The 17,583-nt window shown below is 72.9% G+C and carries 15 protein-coding genes, 1 pseudogene and 1 riboswitch; of the genes and pseudogenes, 7 read left to right on the top strand and 9 right to left on the bottom strand.

The features are described from left to right. The first annotated feature begins 60 nt into the window (after positions 1-60). Positions 61-951, top strand: coding sequence for an alpha/beta fold hydrolase (locus IH45_RS0139525; protein ID WP_030680751.1), 891 nt, complete (start codon positions 61-63; stop codon positions 949-951). 85 nt (positions 952-1,036) lie between these two features. Next, positions 1,037-1,843, top strand: a complete 807-nt coding sequence (locus IH45_RS0139520) for a hypothetical protein (protein ID WP_030680750.1) — start codon at positions 1,037-1,039, stop codon at positions 1,841-1,843. A gap of 170 nt (positions 1,844-2,013) precedes the next feature. On the opposite strand, the gene IH45_RS1000000147410 is transcribed toward IH45_RS0139520, so the two are convergent. Further along, entirely contained in the window at positions 2,014-2,349 is a 336-nt protein-coding gene (locus tag IH45_RS1000000147410; RefSeq protein WP_078898007.1) for a zf-HC2 domain-containing protein, read from the bottom strand. Between the two features lie 61 nt (positions 2,350-2,410). On the opposite strand from IH45_RS1000000147410, the gene IH45_RS0139510 reads away from it, so the two are divergent. After that, positions 2,411-3,028: a sigma-70 family RNA polymerase sigma factor gene (locus IH45_RS0139510; RefSeq protein WP_030680746.1), complete on the top strand. Its 618-nt coding sequence runs from the start codon at positions 2,411-2,413 to the stop codon at positions 3,026-3,028. Between the two features lie 81 nt (positions 3,029-3,109). Here the strand turns inward: IH45_RS0139510 and IH45_RS0139505 are convergent, their stop codons facing one another. Genes IH45_RS0139505 through IH45_RS01000000144610 form a run of 3 tightly spaced genes read right to left on the bottom strand, consistent with a single transcriptional unit; the run spans position 3,110 to position 6,254 of the window. Continuing rightward, positions 3,110-3,613 carry a copper chaperone PCu(A)C gene (locus IH45_RS0139505; RefSeq protein WP_032919257.1) on the bottom strand — a complete coding sequence of 168 codons (504 nt, stop codon included), beginning with the start codon at positions 3,611-3,613 and terminating at the stop codon, positions 3,110-3,112. Then, entirely contained in the window at positions 3,610-6,036 is a 2,427-nt protein-coding gene (locus IH45_RS0139500) for a heavy metal translocating P-type ATPase (RefSeq protein ID WP_234440851.1), read from the bottom strand. The genes IH45_RS0139505 and IH45_RS0139500 overlap by 4 nt, the downstream gene beginning before the upstream one ends. Then, complete coding sequence (locus IH45_RS01000000144610) at positions 6,033-6,254, bottom strand: hypothetical protein (protein ID WP_032919254.1); 222 nt, start codon at positions 6,252-6,254, stop codon at positions 6,033-6,035. Before IH45_RS01000000144610 ends, IH45_RS0139500 begins: the two co-directional genes overlap by 4 nt. A gap of 389 nt (positions 6,255-6,643) precedes the next feature. On the opposite strand from IH45_RS01000000144610, the gene asnB reads away from it, so the two are divergent. The 3 genes and pseudogenes from asnB to IH45_RS0139480 form a co-directional block, all read left to right on the top strand. Beyond that, a complete protein-coding gene (gene asnB / locus IH45_RS0139490) occupies positions 6,644-8,581 on the top strand; it encodes an asparagine synthase (glutamine-hydrolyzing) (RefSeq protein WP_030680739.1) in 1,938 nt (645 codons plus the stop codon). Positions 8,582-8,648: 67 nt separating this feature from the next. Beyond that, positions 8,649-10,013: a cytochrome P450 family protein gene (locus IH45_RS0139485; protein ID WP_030680736.1), complete on the top strand. Its 1,365-nt coding sequence runs from the start codon at positions 8,649-8,651 to the stop codon at positions 10,011-10,013. Beyond that, a pseudogene (locus tag IH45_RS0139480) lies at positions 10,010-11,017 on the top strand (L-tyrosine/L-tryptophan isonitrile synthase family protein); the annotation flags it as partial. The gene IH45_RS0139485 and the pseudogene IH45_RS0139480, both read left to right, overlap by 4 nt. A 209-nt stretch (positions 11,018-11,226) precedes the next feature. Here the strand turns inward: IH45_RS0139480 and IH45_RS0139475 are convergent. The 3 genes from IH45_RS0139475 to IH45_RS0139465 all read right to left on the bottom strand — a co-directional run bounded on the left by IH45_RS0139475 (position 11,227) and on the right by IH45_RS0139465 (position 14,305). Then, entirely contained in the window at positions 11,227-12,066 is an 840-nt protein-coding gene (locus IH45_RS0139475; RefSeq protein ID WP_234440850.1) for an ABC transporter ATP-binding protein, read from the bottom strand. Beyond that, the gene (locus tag IH45_RS0139470) at positions 12,063-13,127 is read right to left on the bottom strand and encodes a FecCD family ABC transporter permease (protein ID WP_030680728.1); all 1,065 of its coding nucleotides are present in this window, start codon (positions 13,125-13,127) and stop codon (positions 12,063-12,065) included. The genes IH45_RS0139475 and IH45_RS0139470 overlap by 4 nt, the downstream gene beginning before the upstream one ends. A gap of 107 nt (positions 13,128-13,234) precedes the next feature. Then, a complete protein-coding gene (locus IH45_RS0139465; protein ID WP_078898008.1) occupies positions 13,235-14,305 on the bottom strand; it encodes an ABC transporter substrate-binding protein in 1,071 nt (356 codons plus the stop codon). Between the two features lie 237 nt (positions 14,306-14,542). Then, positions 14,543-14,755: riboswitch (cobalamin riboswitch) on the top strand. A 31-nt stretch (positions 14,756-14,786) separates the two neighbouring features. On the opposite strand from IH45_RS0139465, the gene nicT reads away from it, so the two are divergent. After that, positions 14,787-16,043, top strand: coding sequence for a Nickel transporter NicT (gene nicT, locus IH45_RS0139460; protein WP_394298742.1), 1,257 nt, complete (start codon positions 14,787-14,789; stop codon positions 16,041-16,043). 154 nt (positions 16,044-16,197) lie between these two features. Here the strand turns inward: nicT and IH45_RS0139455 are convergent, their stop codons facing one another. Both IH45_RS0139455 and IH45_RS0139450 read right to left on the bottom strand, forming a co-directional pair. Continuing rightward, positions 16,198-16,698, bottom strand: a complete 501-nt coding sequence (locus IH45_RS0139455) for a VOC family protein (protein WP_030680720.1) — start codon at positions 16,696-16,698, stop codon at positions 16,198-16,200. 90 nt (positions 16,699-16,788) lie between these two features. After that, on the bottom strand, positions 16,789-17,340 hold the full coding sequence (locus IH45_RS0139450) for a DoxX family protein (protein WP_030680717.1): 552 nt from the start codon (positions 17,338-17,340) through the stop codon (positions 16,789-16,791). Positions 17,341-17,583: the final 243 nt, after the last annotated feature.

Below are 17,583 nucleotides of genomic sequence, written 5' to 3'. Positions count from 1 at the left end.
GTCCGCACATCCCTCGGCGCCCCACCCGACCCCAGCACCCCACACAGGACGGCACGGAGCATGACCATCCAAGGAATCGAAGGAACCCAGGAACCCGGCGCCTGGCCCGAGACGGAGGTCGAGAACGGCACGATCCCGATCGAGAACGGCGAGCTGTTCTACGAGGCCGCCGGCACCGGCCCCGAGGGCCCCTCGGTGGTGCTGCTGCACGGCGGGATGCTCGACCAGCGCATGTGGGACGAGCAGTTCGCCTGGCTCGTCCGCTCCGGCCTGCGCACCGTCCGCTACGACGCGCGCGGCCACGGCCTGTCCTCCACGGTCGACGGCGACTACGCCAACCACGAGGACCTGCGCGTCCTCCTCGACCACCTCGGCATAGCCCGCGCCATCCTCATCGGCCTCTCGCACGGCGCCCGGGTCGCCCTGGACATGGCCCTCGCCCACCCCGACCGCGTCTTCGCGCTGGCCCTGGCCTCGCCCGGGATCAGCGGCCGGGCCTTCACCGACCCGTTCGTCCTGGAGCACATCAAGGAACAGGTGGCCGCCGTCGAGGACCCGGAGGAGGACGGCGCGGAGCGCTACATCGAGCACTTCCTGCGCATGTGGGTGGACGGCCCGCACCGCGAACCGGCCGCCGTCGACCCCGTCCTGCGCGAGCGGATGCGGGCCTCGGCGGACGCCAATGTGGTCGTGCACGCGGGCGGGATGGGCGCCGGGATGCCGATCGAGGTCGGGGCGTACGAGCGGCTGGCGGAGATCCGGGTACCGACCCTGGTCCTGGACGGCGACCTGGACTGCTCCGACATCTCCGCCAACGCCCACGCCATCACCCTGGCCGTGCCCGGCGCCCAGCGGGTACGGATACCGGGCGCGGCGCACATGGTGAACCTGGAGAACACGCCGCACTTCGACCAGGCTCTGCACACGTTCCTTTCCGGCCTGCCGTACTGAGCACCGACCGGCCCGCCGTACTGATCCCCGCTCAGCCCGCCCTGCCCGTCCGGCGTGCGGGGCGGGGTGCAACGATGAGCGGGTCATGATTGCGGGGCGTCTTCTCAGGGGCTTGCGGGCCGGGGTGTTCGCGGCGGTGTGTGTGCTGCTCGCCGCCCTCGGGCACGCCCTGATGTCCGACGCGCCCGTGCCCGTGTGGGTGGTGCTCGGCGCGGTGGCGGTGACGGCCTGCGGAGCGTGGTGCCTCGCCGCGCGCGAGCGGGGGCCGCTGTTCGTGACCGCGTTGACGCTGACGGCACAGGCCGCGCTGCACACCGCCTTCTCCTTCGGCCAGTCGGTGGCGGCCGGAATGACAGCCACCGGAACGGCCGCCGGAACGGGAGGCGAGCAGGCGTCCCTGGCCCAGCGGTGGGCGGCCTCGCTGGTGTGCGGCATGGCCGGACGCCCGATGCCGCAGCACGACGCCGAGCGGATGCTGTACGACGTGGGGCTCGGGCGGCGGTACGGCGAGGCGATGGCCGCGACGCACGGGATGGCCGGGATGCATGGGGCGCACGACATGGCCGGCGCCCAACACATGCACGACATGCCCGGCATCCCCGGCATGGGCGCCATGGGCGGCAGCATGACCGGGATGCTCGCGGCTCACGTGCTCGTCGCGCTGCTGAGCGCGTGGTGGCTGTGCGGCGGCGAGCGGGCCGCGTTCCGCGTCGTACGGGCCGTATCCGTACGGCTCTTCGTACCGCTGCTGCTCGTCCTGCGCACGGTGCTGCCCGAGCCGCCCCGCCCGGCCCGCCCGGTACGCCGCGAACCCCGGCGGCCCCTGCGGCGGCTGCTTCTCGTCCACGTCATCTGGCTCCGCGGCCCGCCCCGGGAGACGGCTGTCTGCTGACAGCACGGTCACACCCAGGACTCATGCCGAGGACATATCCCGTCCCGCCCATGGCCCTGGTCCCTGTAATCGTCACCGGCCCGGCCGTCGTGCGTTCCGTGCGCGGCGGGGCCGGATCTCCCCGAGGAGCTTTGATGATGACTCCTGTTCCCGCGGGCGGCTACCGCCGCTCAGGAGCGCTCGCCACCACCCCGTACGGCATCCCCCCATACGGCATCCCCCCGTACGGCCTCTCCCCGTACGGCGTCCCCCCGTACGGAAGAGCCCCGCAGCCGGTCGAGCAGCCCGTCCAGGGCGGCCGCGTCCGCACCACCACCGCCGCCGTCATCGGCCGCATCGCTCGCCGACCGGGTGAGGCGCTGCAACCGGGCGGCCTCCGCCGACCAGCGGCGGCAGTCCGCGCACCCCGCCACATGGGCGTCGAGCCGACCGCCCGTGACGCCCGGCGGCAGCTGTTCGCCGTCCAGGCGGGCGGAGAGAGCGGTTCGTACGCGCGAGCACTGCATGGCCCCATCCTCCCCGAAGTCCGCGGCGCCGGTTCCGCGGCCGACGGCCGGGAGGTGCGGGGTGCGCGATGACGCCTCGGTGACGGCCTGGGCCCTCGCGGCCCGTACCGGCGACGAGGCCGCCGTGGAGCGCTTCGTCCGCGCGACGCAGCTGGACGTACGCCGCTACGTCACGCACCTCAGCGGCGACGCGCAGGCCGCGGACGACCTGGTGCAGGACACGTACCTGCGGGCCCTGCGCAGCCTGCCCCGGTTCGAGGGGCGGTCGTCGGCGCGTACGTGGCTGCTGACCATCGCCCGCCGGACCGTCGCCGACCGGCTGCGGTCGCTGGCCAGCAGACCTCGGCTCGCCGGGATCGACGACTGGCAGAGCGCGGCGGAGAAGGCGCAGCCGCGCGGCGTGCCCGGATTCGACGAAGGCATCGCCCTCGCCGAACTGCTGTCGGCATTGCCCGCGCCCCGACGGGAGGCGTTCGTGCTGACCCAGTTGCTGGGCCTGCCGTACGCGGAGGCGGCGGCGATCGCCGACTGTCCGGTGGGGACGGTGCGTTCCAGGGTGGCGAGGGCGCGCGAAACGCTGGTGGCGTTGCTGGCGGAGGAGGGGCGGGGCACCGCGGCCGGTACGGCCGGACCGCTTCCCGCGCCACCCGCCCGCGCGCTGGCGGGTTCGGCCGCCTGAACCGGTCCGGTGCCCTGGGGTTCGCTGGAACTCCGGGGCACCGGGCCGTGCCATCCGGCCGTAACACGGCTGGCGGCGCCGTTACGGTTCCAGGCGCCCCGGACGTACGGCCACGGCCTCGGCCGTGACGGGCTCGCTGTCGCGGAAGTGCAGCGTGAAGACGACCCGGTCGCCCGGTGCGAGCCGCGGCGGCGGGCTGACCATGACGTCCACATCCGTGGGCGCCATACGCAGCGCGCCGCGCGCCGGGACGGTGACGGCTCCGGCCATCTCCATACGGTGCGCCCCTTCGGCGACCTCGACATCACGGCCGACCATGGCCTGGTGTCCGGCCGGACCGGTGACGCCGGTCAGTTCGTCGGCGGTGGTACCCGTGTTGCTGATGGTGAAGAAGGCGGCCGTGGCCTCCGGGTTGGAGGGGACGAGGATGCGGCCCTCGGTCACCCGCAGCTCGGCCGGGGTGCCCGCGTTCCCGGCCAGGGTCCAGGCCGTGAGGCAGCCGAGCGTGAGCACGCCCGCGACGAGGGGCGCGGCGGCGGAACGCAGGGCGGCGCGCGCGGTGGAGAGGTTCTGGTTCAGGTTCATGCGTTGTCCCGGGAGGCTTCGAGGGGGAAAGTACGGCCTCCGGCCGTCTCGCGGCGGTCCGTCCGGCGCCCACCCGCCCTGCGCCCGCCCGCCTGATGCCCACCTGCACGATTCCCACCTGCACGGTGCCCACCCGCCTGATGCCCACCCGGCCGCCACGCCCGCAGCCGCAGGCTGTTGCCCACCACCAGCAGCGAACTCGCGGACATCGCGGCAGCCGCGATCATCGGGTCCAGCCGGCCGACGGCGGCGAGCGGCACGGTCACCAGGTTGTAGCCGAAAGCCCACACGAGGTTGGCGCGAATGGTGCCCAGCGTGCGCCGGGCCAGCCGTACGGCGTCCGGTACGGCCTGGAGGTCCTCGCGCAGCACGGTGACATCGGCGGCGCCGATCGCGGCGTCCGTACCGCTGCCCATGGCGATGCCGAGGTCGGCGTGGGCCAGGGCGGCTGCGTCGTTGACTCCGTCACCGACCACGGCGACCCGGCAGCCCTGCTCCTTCAACGTGGTGACCAGCGCGGCCTTCTCCTCCGGAAGCGCGCCCGCATGGATCTCCGTGATGCCGAGGTGTCCGGCGACCGCGCGGGCCGTGGCCGCCCGGTCGCCGGTGGCCAGCACCGGCCGCAGGCCCAGGCGGCGCAGGTGGTCGACGGCCCGGTAGCAGTCGGGCCGCAACGTGTCGCCGATGGCGACGACGGCCTGCGGGGTGCCGTCGGCCGTCACCAGTACGGCGGTGTGCCCGGCGTCCTCGGCCGTACGGACCGCGTCCGCGAGCGCGGCGGGCAGCTCCGTAAGGTCGCCGGGCCGCCCGACGATCACGGTCCGCCCGTCCACCTCGCCGGTCACGCCGTAACCGGCAGTCGCGGTGAAGCGGCGGACCGCGGGCAGCGGCCGGTGGTCGCCGAGGGCCTTGCGGCGCGTGTCGCCGTACGTGGTGATGGCGCGCGCCAAGAGGTGTTCGGAGCCGTGCTCGACGGCGGCGGCGAGCCGGACGGCGTCGTCGGTGGTCAGAACTGCGGCCCCATCACCGGCATCCACCGCGGGACGCGTGTCCGCACGCCCCGTAACGGCCACCACGCTCATCCGCCCGGTGGTCAGCGTCCCCGTCTTGTCCAGCACCAGGGTGTCGATGCGCCGCAGCCGTTCCAGGGCCCGCGGCCCGCTGACGAGGATGCCCAGCTGCGCGCCCCGGCCGGTCGCGGCCAGCAGGGCGGTGGGCGTGGCGAGTCCGAGCGCGCAGGGGCAGGCGACGACCAGGACGGCCACCGCCGCGGTCACCGCCGCCTGCGGGTCCGCGCCCGCGCCCAGCCAGAATCCGAGTACGGTCACGGACACCGCCAGCACGGCCGGCACGAAGACCCCGGCCACCGCGTCGGCCAGGCGCTGTACCCGGGTCTTGCCGGTCTGCGCCTCTTCCACGAGGCGGGTGATCCGGGCCAGCCGGGTGTCCGCGCCGACCGCGGCGGCGCGCACTTCGAGGAGGCCGCCCGCGTTCACCGCGCCGCCGACGACCGCCGAGCCCGGCCCCACCTCCTCCGGGCGGCTCTCCCCGGTGACCAGCGACAGGTCGAGGGCGGAACTGCCCTCCACCACCGTGCCGTCGGTGGCAACCCGCTCTCCCGGGCGGACCAGGAAGCGGTCACCGACCTGAAGGTCGGCCACCGGAATCCGGCGCTCCACGGTGGCGCCACCCCCACCGTCGCCCACCGGCGCCCGTACCGACACCTCCTTTCCGACCAGTTCGGCCAGCGCCCGCAGCGCCGACCCCGTACCGCGGCGCGCCCCCGCCTCCAGCCGCCGCCCGGCCAGGACGAACAGCGGTACGCCGACGGCCGCTTCCAGGTAGCTGTGCGCGGTGCCGCCGCTCAGAAACAGCGCGTATGTGGACCAGGCGAACGAGGCGGCCACCCCGAGGGACACCAGCGTGTCCATGGTCGCGGCGCCGTGCCGCAGGCCGCGTGCCGCGCGGAGGTGGAAGGGCAGCGCGCCCCACACGGCGACCGGCGCGGTCAGCGCGAAGCAGAGCCACTGCCAGTTGCGGAACTGCCAGGCGGGGACCATCGACAGGACGAGTACGGGGACGGACAGGAGCGCGGTGACGAGGAGCCGGGTGCGGTCCGCGTCGGTCGGCTGTTCTTCCAGGGGTCCGGAAGGTGGCGTGGGCTGCTGTACGGGTCCCCCCGCCGGCTCCCGTACCTGCTTCCGTTCCGGCTCCGGTGGCCGGGCCGTGAAGCCCGCGGCCTCCACGGTCGCCACGAGGTCGCTCACGGAGAGCGCGGCCGGATGATGGACGCGGGCCTTGCCGGTGGCCAGGTTCACCGTCGCGGTGACCCCTTCGAGGCGCCCGAGCTTCTTCTCCACCCGGTTGACGCAGGCGGCGCAGGTCATACCGCCCACCGCCAGCACGGTGACACGCTCGCTCATCCCATCCCGCCCATGCCGCTCATGCCGTCCATCCCCTCGCTGTCCGCGGGTTGCTGGGGTGCCCCAGGAGCCGGGCTGCCGGGCCGCATCCCCGGCGCCACGGGCCCGGCGGCCGCCCCCGCCCCGTACGCGCACACGAACAGGACGACGAGCAGCGCCACGAACCCGAGCACCGCTTTCGCGGGCAGTACGGATGACAATCGCCGGACGAGATACATGGCCGCTCCGATACACAGACGGGGAGAGGTACGAGGGAGGTACGAGGGAGGTACGAGGGAGACACAGCGGCGAGCGCAGCGCAGCGCGAGACGGCAGCCGCGCGAATCGCGCTGCTCGGCGCAGCCATCGTGGCACGCCGAACCGCCCCCACCCCCTCCCCTGCCCCCTCCCGTCCCACGTGAGGTTTGTCCTCCCCGCGCGCCGGAACCAGACCGGCCGCCGCTCCGACTACCTGGGTTTCCAGCGCCGTTGCGGGGCCCCGCGCGGCCCCATTCCCGTACTCGGCGGGAACTCGGCGCCCGTTCCGCCCGACCACTGAGTGAAGCGTGCGCACGACCGGCACCGGGCGTGTACGCGGATACCCACCGACCGCCGAGGAGCACGGCCCATGTGTGGCATCACCGGCTGGATCTCATACCGCGAGGCCGACGCCCCAGCAGCCCGAACAGCCCGGACAGTCCCAACAGCCCGAACAGCCCGAACAGCCCAGACAGCCCAGATGCCCGTCATAGAGCGGATGACCGCCGCGCTGGCCCCCCGCGGCCCCGACGCATCCGGCATCTGGTGCGGCCCGCATGCCGCCCTCGGGCACCGCCGCCTGGCCGTACTGGACCTGGAAGGCGGTACGCAACCCATGACCGACCTGCCCGCCCGCGCACACCGCGCACACCGCGCGCACCGCTCATCATCCCCGGACGTCGTCCTCACCTACAGCGGCGAGGTCTACAACCACCACGCCCTCCGCAGCCAACTACGCGCTCGGGGCCACCACTTCTCCACCCGCAGCGACACGGAAGTGGTCCTGCGCGCCTACCTGGAGTGGGGCGACGACCTCACCCCACACCTGGAAGGCATGTACGCCTTCGCCGTCTGGGACGCCCGTGCGGAGCGGCTGCTGCTCGTACGCGACCGGCTGGGCGTCAAGCCGCTGTTCTTCGCCGAGGTGCCCGGCGGCCTGGTCTTCGGGTCCGAGCCCAAAGCCCTGTTCGCCCACCCCGCCTGCCGCCCGCGCGTTGACGCGCGGGGCATGCGGGAGGCGTACGGGCTGGTCTTCGGCACCGGGGAGACGCTGTGGTCGGGGGTGCGGGAGGTGCCGCCGGGCGGGGCGGCCGTCTTCGACCGCAGCGGGCTCACCGAATACGTCTACTGGCGCCTGGAAGCCCGTCCGCATCCGGACGACGGCGTGGACGCGGCCGTCGACACCGTCCGCGCCCACCTGAACCGGGCCGCCCGCTCCCAGTTGGAGGCGGACGTCCCCCTGTGCACGCTGCTCTCCGGCGGCCTCGACTCCACCGTCCTGACCGCACTGCTGGCGGACGAACTGCGCGTACGGGAAGGGCCCGCGGCGCGCCTGCGCTCGTACGCCGTGGACTACAGCGACCAGGTGGAACGCTTCACCGGCGATGTTCTGCGCACCGGCCACGACACCCCGTACGCGGCCGAGGCCGGTGTCTTCATCGGCACCGACCACCGGCTCGTCGTCCTCGATCCGCGGGACCTGCTGGACCCGGCGCACCGCGCGGCCGTGGTGGCGGCCCGCGACTCACCCATCGGCGTGGGCGACATGGACACCTCCCTGTACCTCCTCTTCGGCGAGATGGCCCGGCACGCGAAGGTCGCGCTGTCCGGCGAGGCGGCGGACGAGGTCTTCGGCGGCTACCCCTGGTTCCGCAGCCCGGCCGCACTGGCCGCCGAAACGTTCCCGTGGCTGCTGGTGACCGGCGACGAGGCCGCCGTACCGCTGCACCCGGCGCTGGCGGCGACGTTGCGGATGGGCGAGTTCCGGGCCGACACGTACCGTTCGGCGCTGGCCGCAGTCCCGCACCTGGACGGCGAGACGCCCGCCCAGCACCGCCGGCGCGAACTCCAGCACCTCTCGCTCACCCGCTGGCTGCGCCAGCTGCTGCACCGCAAGGACCGGCTCAGCATGGCGCAGGGGCTGGAGGTACGGGTGCCGTACTGCGACCACCGGCTGGTCGAGTACGCCTTCAACGCCCCGGCCGCGCTACAGGACTTCGACGGGCGCGAGAAAAGCCTGCTGCGCGCCGCGGGCGCCCGCCTCGCCCCGCCCTCCGTACTGCACCGCCCCAAGAACCACTACCCGGCCACCCACCACCCGGCCTACAACCGCGGCCTTCAGGACATGGCACGCGACGCGCTCGGGGCCGGGCAGGGCCGCGTCCGCGACCTGGTCGACGAGGGCGTGATCAAGACCGTTCTCGACGCCCCGCCCGAAAACCTCCGGTGGGACCACCGCCTGCGCCTGGAACGCGTTGTCGACCTGGCGCTGTGGCTGGACCACCACCGGCCCGAACTCGCCTTCTGAGCACCTGACCGAGCACCTGACCTAGCGCCCGCCCGAGCACTGACCGAGCACCTGAGGAGTCCCGTCCATGCCCCTTTCCGAACCGCTCCCCCTCTACGGGGACGACTACAAGCGTGACCCGTACCCCCTCTACGCCGAGCTGCGCGAGCGCGGCCCCGTCCACCGGGTCCGGTTCCCGAGCGGGGTGTGCGCCTGGCTCGTCACCGGGTACGAGGCCGCCCACCGGGCGCTGAACGATCCCCGGCTCGGCAAGCACCACTCCCGCGGCAACGCCGCCTGGCGCGCCCGCGCCTCGATCATGCCGGAGCCGCAGCACTCGCAGCTCCAGGTCCACCTGCTGCACCAGGACCCGCCCCGGCACACCGCCATGCGGCGTCTGATCACCGACGCCTTCGCCCCCAAACGGATCGCCGGACTCCGACCGCGCTTCGAGCGCTTGGCGGAGGCGCTACTGGACGCATTGCCGCCCGCTGGATCGGGGGGCGGGGGTGGTGGGGGTGATGGCGAACGGGGCGGTCGAGCCGATCTGGTGGCGGCGTTCGCGGCGCGTTTCCCCTTCCTCGTACTCGCCGAGGTCATCGGCCTGCCGGACGCGTTCACCGTGCGCTTCGACCGCGACTGGGGCAAGGTCGTCCAGCCCGTGGGCCCGGACGACCCCGGCCGCCCGGCGTACGAGGCCCGGCTGCGCGGCTTGCAGGGCTACATCGCCGACCTCGTACGCCACAAGCGGCAGCAGCGCGGCACCGACCTGCTCTCCCGCCTCGTCACCGCCCGCGAAACCGGGGACCTGGACGACGCCGAGCTGGACTCCATGATCTTCCAACTCCTCGTCGCCGGACAGGAACCCGTCACCAACCAGATCACGACGGCCCTGACCGCCCTGCTCCGTCACCCCGAACACCTCGCGCGGCTCCGCGACGACCCCGCGCTCCTCCCCCGCGCGGTGGAGGAACTGCTCCGTTACGACAGTGCTTTCGAGCTGACGACCTGGCGGTTCCTCGCGGCGGACGCGGACGTGTCGGGCACGCGGATCCCGGCCGGCGACTCCGTGATCGTCTCGCTGTGCGCGGCCAACCGCGCCCCTGCCCGCTTCCCCGCCCCCGACACGCTGGACTTCGACCGTACGCCCAACCCGCATCTCGCCTTCGGCCACGGCATCCACTTCTGCCCGGGCGCCACACTGGCCCGTACCGAACTGCACATCGCCCTGGAGACACTGCTCCGCCGCCTGCCGGGCCTGCGCCTGGCCGTGCCGGACGGCGACCTGGAGTGGATACCGGCGGTGCTGGCGCGCGGGGTGGCTGCGCTTCCGGTCGTATACGGGGCGGTGGGTGGAAGTTCGGGCGACGTTGGTGGGCCGCGTGCGGATCAGGCCGGATCGTCTCCGTACGCCTGTCCCTTCAGCGGCGCTGCCGGGAAGGCCACCCTCTGATGAGACACCCGACCGTCAGCGCATCGACCGCCAACGCACCGGCCGTCAATGCACCGGCCGTCAACACTCCGGTCGCCAACACACCGGCTGCCAACACAGCGGCCGACATCCTCGCCACCCTCCTCCCCCACCGCCGCACCCTGGAGGCAGCTCCCCCCGAGCACGCGACCACGCCCGCCCACTTCCCGTACCAGCTCCATCAATTGGAGCGCCTGGTGGCGGCCCGCCGCCCGATCGTTCTCACCCTCCCCGGCTTCCCCTGCAAATCACCCAACCCCGCCAAGGTCATCGGCCGCCTCCCCGACGAGGGCGAACGCCTCGCCCTGCACTTCCTCGACGGGCTCTGCGCCCGGATCGGCGCACGGTACGCGCCGGGCGCGCGCCTTGTCATCTGCTCCGACGGGCACGTCTTCAGCGACCTGATCGGCGTCCCGGATCCGCACGTCGACGCGTACAACGACGCGCTGCGCGCCATGATCCGTACGGCCGGGCTGTCCCACCTGAGCACCTTCGACCTCCGCGACGTCTACGGGGACCTGCCCTGCGACGCCAAGCGCGAGCAGGTACTCCGCCGGTACGCCCCCTCCCTGGACGCCCTGCGCGCCGAAACCAGGGGCCCGGCGGCACACGACGGCGAAACGCTGCGCCTCTACCGGGGCATCACCCGCTTCCTCTTCGAGGACACCACCGGCTTCGAGGGCACCCGCTCCGCACTGCAACGCGCGTGCCGCCGCCGCGCCTACGGGGTCATCCAGCGCAGCCGCGCCTGGGGCGCGCTGATCGCCGAGCACCACCCCGATGCCGTACGGCTGTCCATCCACCCGCAGCCGCGCGGCGCGGCGAAGTTCGGCATCCGGCTGCTCGACGCGCCCGACGCCTGGATGACGCCGTGGCACGCGTGCGTACTGCGGCAGGCGGACGGCGGCGTACGGCTGCTGCGCGCGGCGGACGCGGCGCAGGCGGGGCGGCTCGTCCACCGGGGCGGCCGCCCGAGCCACTATGCGGAGGAGGTCGGGCGGCCGGTGCCGAAGCCAGTACCGGTGCCGAAGCCAGTGCCGGTACCGGTGCCTGGCCAGTCGATGGCTAAAACGGTAAGCCACGCGGGCCAGGTGGGGCAGGCGGCTCAGGTGGGGCAGGCGGCTCAGGTGGGTCAGGCGGCTCAGGTGGGTCAGGCGGCTCAGGTGGGTCAGGCGGCTCAGGTGGGTCAGGCGGCTCAGGTGGCGCCGTCCGCGACCCGCCGCTGATCGACGGCGATCAGCGGGTCCCCCGTCAGCGGATGGTCGACCACCGTCGCCCGCACCCCGAACACCTCGGCCAGCAGTTCCGGCGTGAGCACATCGCGCGGCGCGCCGGACGCCACCACCGCCCCCTCGGACAGCACGTGCAGCCGGTCGCAGACCGAAGCCGCCGCATTGAGGTCGTGCAGCGAGACGAGCGTCGTGCAGGCCCGGCCGCGCAGCAGGGTCAGCAGCTCGACCTGGTGCCGTACGTCCAGGTGGTTCGTCGGCTCGTCCAGTACGAGCACGTCCGGGGCCTGGGCGAAGGCGCGGGCCAGCAGCGCCCGCTGCCGTTCCCCGCCGGACAGCGCCGAGAACCGCCGCCCGCCGTGCCCGGCCAGCCCCACCTCGGCCAGGGCGCGGGCCACCGTCTCCCGGTCGGCGCGGTCGTCACCCGCGAACGCCCGCTTGTACGGGGTGCGGCCCATCGCCACCACCTCGTGGACGGTGAGTTCGAAGTCGCCGCCGCGTTCCTGGGGCAGGGCGGCGATGTGCCGGGCGGTACGCGTCGGCGGCATCGACCGGATGTCCTCCCCGGCCAGCAGCACGCGGCCGGCTTCCGGCCGCAGGTGCCGGTAGACGGTACGCAGCACCGTGGACTTCCCGCTCCCGTTCGGCCCGACCACACCCGCGATCTCCCCCGGCGCGGCCACCAGGTGCACACCGGCCACCACGCACCGGCCGGCGTACGAGACGCGCAGGTCCTCGATGTCGATGCGCCTGCCTGTACCCGTACCCGTAGCTGTGTCCATATCCGTCTGGGCTTTCCGGCTCATGCCCCCGCTCCCAACCGCCGGTCGAGTACGTAGAGCAGCACCGGCGCGCCGATCAGCGCCGTCACCACGCCCACCGGCAACTCCTGGCCGTCCATGGCGGTACGGCACACGATGTCGACCACGACCAGCAGCAGCGCCCCGGTCAGCGCGGCCAGCGGCAGCAGCCGGCGGTGGTCGCCCCCGACGATCAGCCGGCACAGGTGCGGCACCATCAGCCCCACGAACGCGACGGCTCCGGACACCGCGACCAATACGCCGGTCAGCAGGCTGGTCACCACGAACAGCAGCCGGCGCAGCCGGACGACGTCCACGCCCACGCTCGCCGCGGTCTCGTCCCCCATGGTCAGCGCGTTGAGCGCGCGGGCACGTGCCTGGAGGACCAGCAGCCCGGCGGGCACGGCGAGCACCGGCAGGACGAGCGTGCCCCACGTGGCGCCGCCGAGGCTGCCCATCAGCCAGAACAACACGCCGCGCGTCTGCTGTTCGTCCCCGGCCTGGAGGACCAGATAGCTGGTGAACCCCGCCAGGAACTGCCCGATACCGACGCCCGCGAGCACCAGCCGCAGCGGCGCGAAGCCGCCACCGCGCCGGGCCAGCGTCCAGACCAGCGCGAACGCGGCGAGCGCCCCGGCGAAAGCGGCCAGCGAAAGCCCCAGGCCCCCGCCCAGCCCGAACGTCCATCCCGCCCCGGACATCCCGTCCGCCCCGGCCACGGCCCCCGCGCCCAGCACGATCGCGGCCACCGCGCCGAGCGACGCGCCGTTGGAGATACCCAGCAGGTACGGGTCGGCGAGCGGGTTGCGCACCAGCGCCTGGGTGGCCGTACCGACGAGCCCGAGACCCGCGCCGACCAGCGCGGCGAGCAGCGCCCTGGGAACCCGCAGCTGCCAGACGATCAGATCGTCCGTACCGGGCCGGGGCGGCTCCCCGCCCAGCCGCCGGAACACCACCGACCACACCTCGCCCGGAGCGATGTCGGTGGCACCGAGCGAGACGGCGGCGGTCAGCGCGACGAGGAGGGCAAGGAGAAGGCCGAGGGCGGGCCATACGGTACGAGCCATGCCCACCGCCGTACGGGCGGTTGCCCCATCGCGTTTCCCGGCCCGCTCGGCCCACTCAGTCCTCTCATCGAGCCCGGCCCGCTCACCACCGGACGACGACGGCGCCATCAACGCCCCGCCCCGGACTTGGCCAGCCGGTCCGGGTAGAGCGTCTCCGCGATCCGCCGTACCGTATCGGCGTTGCCGACCCCCGCGATGGTCGTCTGCTCCGAGCCGATGCGCAGGAACTTCCCTTCCTTCACCGCGCGCAGCCCCGCCGTGGCCGGGAATGTCCTGAGGAATTGCTCGGCTTCGCCGAACGCCTTCTCATTGGCGGCGGCACTGCCCCGGTTCCGTACACCGAGCTGGATCCAGTCCGGGTCCTTGCCGACCACGTCCTCCCACGACACCGGCCGGAAATCGCCCGCGCAGTCCGCGAAGACGTTCCGCGCCCCGGCCTCGGTCAGCACCGCGTTCGCCACCTGCCGGTTGCAGACGGCGACGGGCTGTTTCGTACCCGCGTCGAAGTCGAAGAAGAAATACGACGGCCGTTTCTCCGCCGGTACGTCCGCGATGGCCTTACGTACCTCGGAAACCTTCTTCTCCATCTCCGCCACCAGCTGCAACGCCCGCGGCGACGTACCCGTGACCTGCCCGAGGCGCCGGATGTCCCCCTCCACCGCGGACAGGTCCCGCTGCGGCGCCTTCTTGCGCGGCGCGCACGCCGTCGAGGCCAGATAGACGTGTTTGATGCCCGCCGCGGCGAATTCCGCCTCGGTCGGCCCGGCCGCCGCCCCGCCCATGTTGCCCATCGAGGCGAACGTGTCGATGTAGAGATCCGCCCCGGAGCCGAGCAGCTTCTCCTTGGGAATCACCGTTTTGCCCAGGACCGGCACCCGCTGTGCCCGGGCATCGAGCCCGTCCGGCAACGTGCCCTTGCCCGGCGGAAATCCGGTGCCGACAACCCGGTCCCCCACGCCCAGCCGAAGCAACATCTCCAAACTCGACGCATTGCTCGTGACGATTTTCCGCGGCGCCGTGGAAAAGGTCGTCTTCCACCCGTCGCAATCGGTGACGGTCGTCGGAAACCCGCCCGCCGCACCGTCCCGGCCCTCCGCGGCCCCGGCCTTCCGCCCGTCGGCGCTGCCGCATCCCGCGGCCAGCGCCACCACCGCCAGCACCAGCACCGCCGCCGTCACCGTCCGGCCCTTCACCCCTGGCCCCGACCCCGACCTTGACCTTGACCTCGATCCCGACCTTGATCCCGGCCCCACCACATCCGCGCGAGGACGCATATGCCCGCTCTCCCTGCCTCTCGACTACCTGGTCCGGAGGCCGCCGACGCGGGCTCCGGACCAGGTAGTCGACCGACCGGCGTCCCGGGTTCCCGAGTCAGTGACCAGTGGCCGGGGCACCGGCCGGCAGCACCGACGGCGTTAGAGTGTCCGGGCCGTGGTGTTCGGGAAGACCGGTGACGACCTACAGGTCCAGGCCGGAGCGGCCCTCGCCACTGTGATCGGGAAGTTCCCGCCCCTGTCCGTAGGCGCCCCGCGCCGTACGGAGCCACTGGCCGCAGCCCGCGGCCGGGAAGGCCGGGGCGGGCGCGCACACCCGTCAGCCAGGAGACCGGCCACGGCATCTCACGAACTGATCCACGAGGTGCTGGAGCGTGACCACCGGATGCCCCTGTCCACAGATCCCCCTTCTTCCACGTCCCCCACATCCCCAACCCCGCCCGCTCCACCCACTTCAGGCACATCGGCCTCCCCCTCCCCCGAGGGGGCTGGCCCGCCCCTGCCCGACTTCCGCTGGCGGCGGCAGGACACCGTGCGGACCGCGGGGCTGATGGCGGTCATAGCCGGACTGCACATCGTCGCCTTCGGCGTGCTCTTCCTGCTGGTCGTGCCGCACCACTACGCGGTCGGCTCCCAGGTCTTCGGCGTCGGCCTCGGCCTCACCGCGTACACCCTCGGCATGCGGCACGCCTTCGACGCCGATCACATCGCCGCCATCGACAACACCACCCGCAAACTGATGGCCGACGGCAAGCGGCCGGTCTCCGTGGGGTTCTGGTTCGCGCTCGGGCACTCCAGCGTGGTCGTCGCCATGGCGGCGCTGGTCGCCGGCGGCGCGCAGCTCGCGGGCACCCTGCTGAACGACGAATCGAGCGCCCACCAGGTACTCGGCACCGTGGGCACCACGGTCTCCGGCGGCTTCCTGTACCTCATCGCCGCGCTCAACCTCGTCGCGCTGGCGGGCATCTGGCGGGTGTTCCGCGCGATGCGGCAGGGCCGGTACGACGAGACGGAGCTGGAGCAGCACCTCGACTCGCGCGGCTTCATGAACCGCGTACTGGGCCGCTTCACCCGCTCCATCACCCGGCCCGGCCAGATGTACCCGCTCGGTCTGCTCTTCGGCCTCGGCTTCGACACCGCGACCGAGGTGACGCTGATGGTGATGGCGGGCAGCGGCGCGGCGGCCGGCCTGCCCTGGTACGCGATCCTGGTACTGCCGCTGCTGTTCGCGGCGGGAATGAGCCTGTTCGACACACTGGACGGCACGTTCATGAACTTCGCGTACCAGTGGGCGTTCTCGAACCCGGTACGCAAGGTCTACTACAACCTCACGATCACCGGCCTGTCGATCGCCGTCGCGTTCTTCATCGGCACCATCGAGCTGGTCACCGTCCTGCACGACAAGCTGGACCTGAAGGACGGCGTCACCGACTGGATCTCGTCCATCGACCTGGACAACGTCGGCTTCATCATCGTCGGCCTCTTCGTCGTCGTCTGGGCGGCGGCCCTGGCGTACTGGCGACTGGCCGGAGTGGAGAAGCGCTGGTCGGCGCGGGCATCGGGAGGGACGGGGGCGGAGGCCGGGAAGTCCGGGGGGACCGGAAAGACCGGGGAGACCGGGGAGGCCGGAAAGACCGCCTGAGGGGGGGCGGGAGGACGAGAGGGCGAGAGGACGGAAGGGCAGCCGGGCGAACGGTACGCGAACGACCGGCCGCTACATGGCCGGCCGGCCCCGCGCGGGCACCCCAGCCCCCTCTTCCCCTCTTCCCCTCTCCCCCTCCCCCCTCTCCCTCCCCTCAGGTAGCCGAACCGGCCGCCGCCCCCGTCTTCAGGTCCCGCCCCCAGCGCGCCAGCTCCGCTTCGAGGTCGAGCGGGCGGAGCCGGTCCGGTTCGTCCGGCCCCGGCCAGCCGTCGCGCGGCACCCGCCACATCACCTCGAACTCGTTGCCGTCCGGGTCTTTCGCGTACACCGACTTGGACACCAGGTGATCGGTTGCGCCGACCAGCGCGCCCCGCTCCGCCAGCTCCGCCGCCACGTCCGCCAGCTCCCCCAGGGTTCCGACTTCCCAGGCCAGGTGGTAGAGCCCCACCCGGCCGTGCTCGGGCCCGGGGGCCGCCGCACCCACCGCGAACAGCCCGAGGTCATGGTCGTTGGCCGTCCCCTCGGCACTGAGGAACGCGGCCCGCCCCGGGATCTCGGTGTCCACCCGGAACCCGAGTGCCTCGGTGTAGAAGGCCACGGCGCGCCCCACATCCCGTACGTAGAGCACCGCGTGATTCAACCGCCGTACCGCCACGTCAATCCCTCACCTTCCAGCTGCTTCCCGACAACATCCCGACATGCCCGCCCCTGCCTTACCGGCTCCCGCTCCCGCTTTTGCTCCGCCTCACTTACGCAGCAGCAGGAACACAACCGCCACGACCACGCCGAGCACCAGGGCGGCCACGCCGTACACCAACCGGTGCGCGCGCAGGACCGGGAGCAGCCGGTCGACCGCGTACCGGCCGGGGCCGGTCAGCGTGAGCGCCGCCGCGCCCGCCGTGAGCAGCAGCTCGTACTCGACGCCCTCGGGCGCGAAGAACCCGCCGCCCCACTTCACTCCCAGCGCGTTCACCATCGTCCCGACGATCGCCGCACCCGCCAGCGGCGTCAGCAGCCCGAGCACCAGCCCGAGGCCGCCCAGCGTCTCGCTGAGCCCGGCGACCGCGGCCATGGCCTTGCCGGACGGATAGCCGCTGGCCGTGAAGAACTGACCGGTCCCGTCCAGCCCGGGCCCGTCGAACCAGCCGAACAGCTTCTGCGCACCGTGCGCGGCCATGGTCAACCCGACCACGAGCCGCAACAGCAGCAGACCGGTGTCGTACGCGTGCGGAGTCGCGGCATGGCGGTCGTCGACGCCGCTGCCGTAGTCACGAAGGGGGCTGAGGGGGGAGGACATACGAACGCTCTTTTCCGTCCGGGCCGACAGACCCTCCACGAGGACCGGCGACCGCCATCGAAGTACTTGAAACTTCAAGTCACCCTTCGAAGATACACATCACTTGAAACCTAAACAACAGCCCCGTCGGCCATCAATCACCCTCCGGACTCCCCTGCACGCATCCCGTAACCACCCACCCCCGCCCCAGAACCACCCAGCCCCAGCCGCCCACCAGGCCCGGGCCGTCGGCACGGTCCTCGG

The organism is Streptomyces rimosus subsp. rimosus (genome assembly GCF_000720725.1).
GTDB classification, from domain to species: Bacteria; Actinomycetota; Actinomycetes; order Streptomycetales; family Streptomycetaceae; genus Streptomyces; species Streptomyces rimosus_A.
Note: the sequence above shows the minus strand (reverse complement) of the source record. Positions and strands in the feature narration are given on the sequence as shown.

Coding starts and splice junctions, on each gene's coding strand:
- IH45_RS0139525 (WP_030680751.1), top strand. CDS start 61: ATGACCATCCAAGGAATCGAAGGAACCCAGGAACCCGGCGCCTGGCCC.
- IH45_RS0139520 (WP_030680750.1), top strand. CDS start 1,037: ATGATTGCGGGGCGTCTTCTCAGGGGCTTGCGGGCCGGGGTGTTCGCG.
- IH45_RS1000000147410 (WP_078898007.1), bottom strand. CDS start 2,349: ATGCAGTGCTCGCGCGTACGAACCGCTCTCTCCGCCCGCCTGGACGGC.
- IH45_RS0139505 (WP_032919257.1), bottom strand. CDS start 3,613: ATGAACCTGAACCAGAACCTCTCCACCGCGCGCGCCGCCCTGCGTTCC.
- IH45_RS0139500 (WP_234440851.1), bottom strand. CDS start 6,036: ATGAGCGAGCGTGTCACCGTGCTGGCGGTGGGCGGTATGACCTGCGCC.
- IH45_RS01000000144610 (WP_032919254.1), bottom strand. CDS start 6,254: ATGTATCTCGTCCGGCGATTGTCATCCGTACTGCCCGCGAAAGCGGTG.
- asnB (WP_030680739.1), top strand. CDS start 6,644: ATGTGTGGCATCACCGGCTGGATCTCATACCGCGAGGCCGACGCCCCA.
- IH45_RS0139485 (WP_030680736.1), top strand. CDS start 8,649: ATGCCCCTTTCCGAACCGCTCCCCCTCTACGGGGACGACTACAAGCGT.
- IH45_RS0139475 (WP_234440850.1), bottom strand. CDS start 12,066: ATGAGCCGGAAAGCCCAGACGGATATGGACACAGCTACGGGTACGGGT.
- IH45_RS0139470 (WP_030680728.1), bottom strand. CDS start 13,127: ATGGCTCGTACCGTATGGCCCGCCCTCGGCCTTCTCCTTGCCCTCCTC.
- nicT (WP_394298742.1), top strand. CDS start 14,787: ATGCCCCTGTCCACAGATCCCCCTTCTTCCACGTCCCCCACATCCCCA.
- IH45_RS0139450 (WP_030680717.1), bottom strand. CDS start 17,340: ATGTCCTCCCCCCTCAGCCCCCTTCGTGACTACGGCAGCGGCGTCGAC.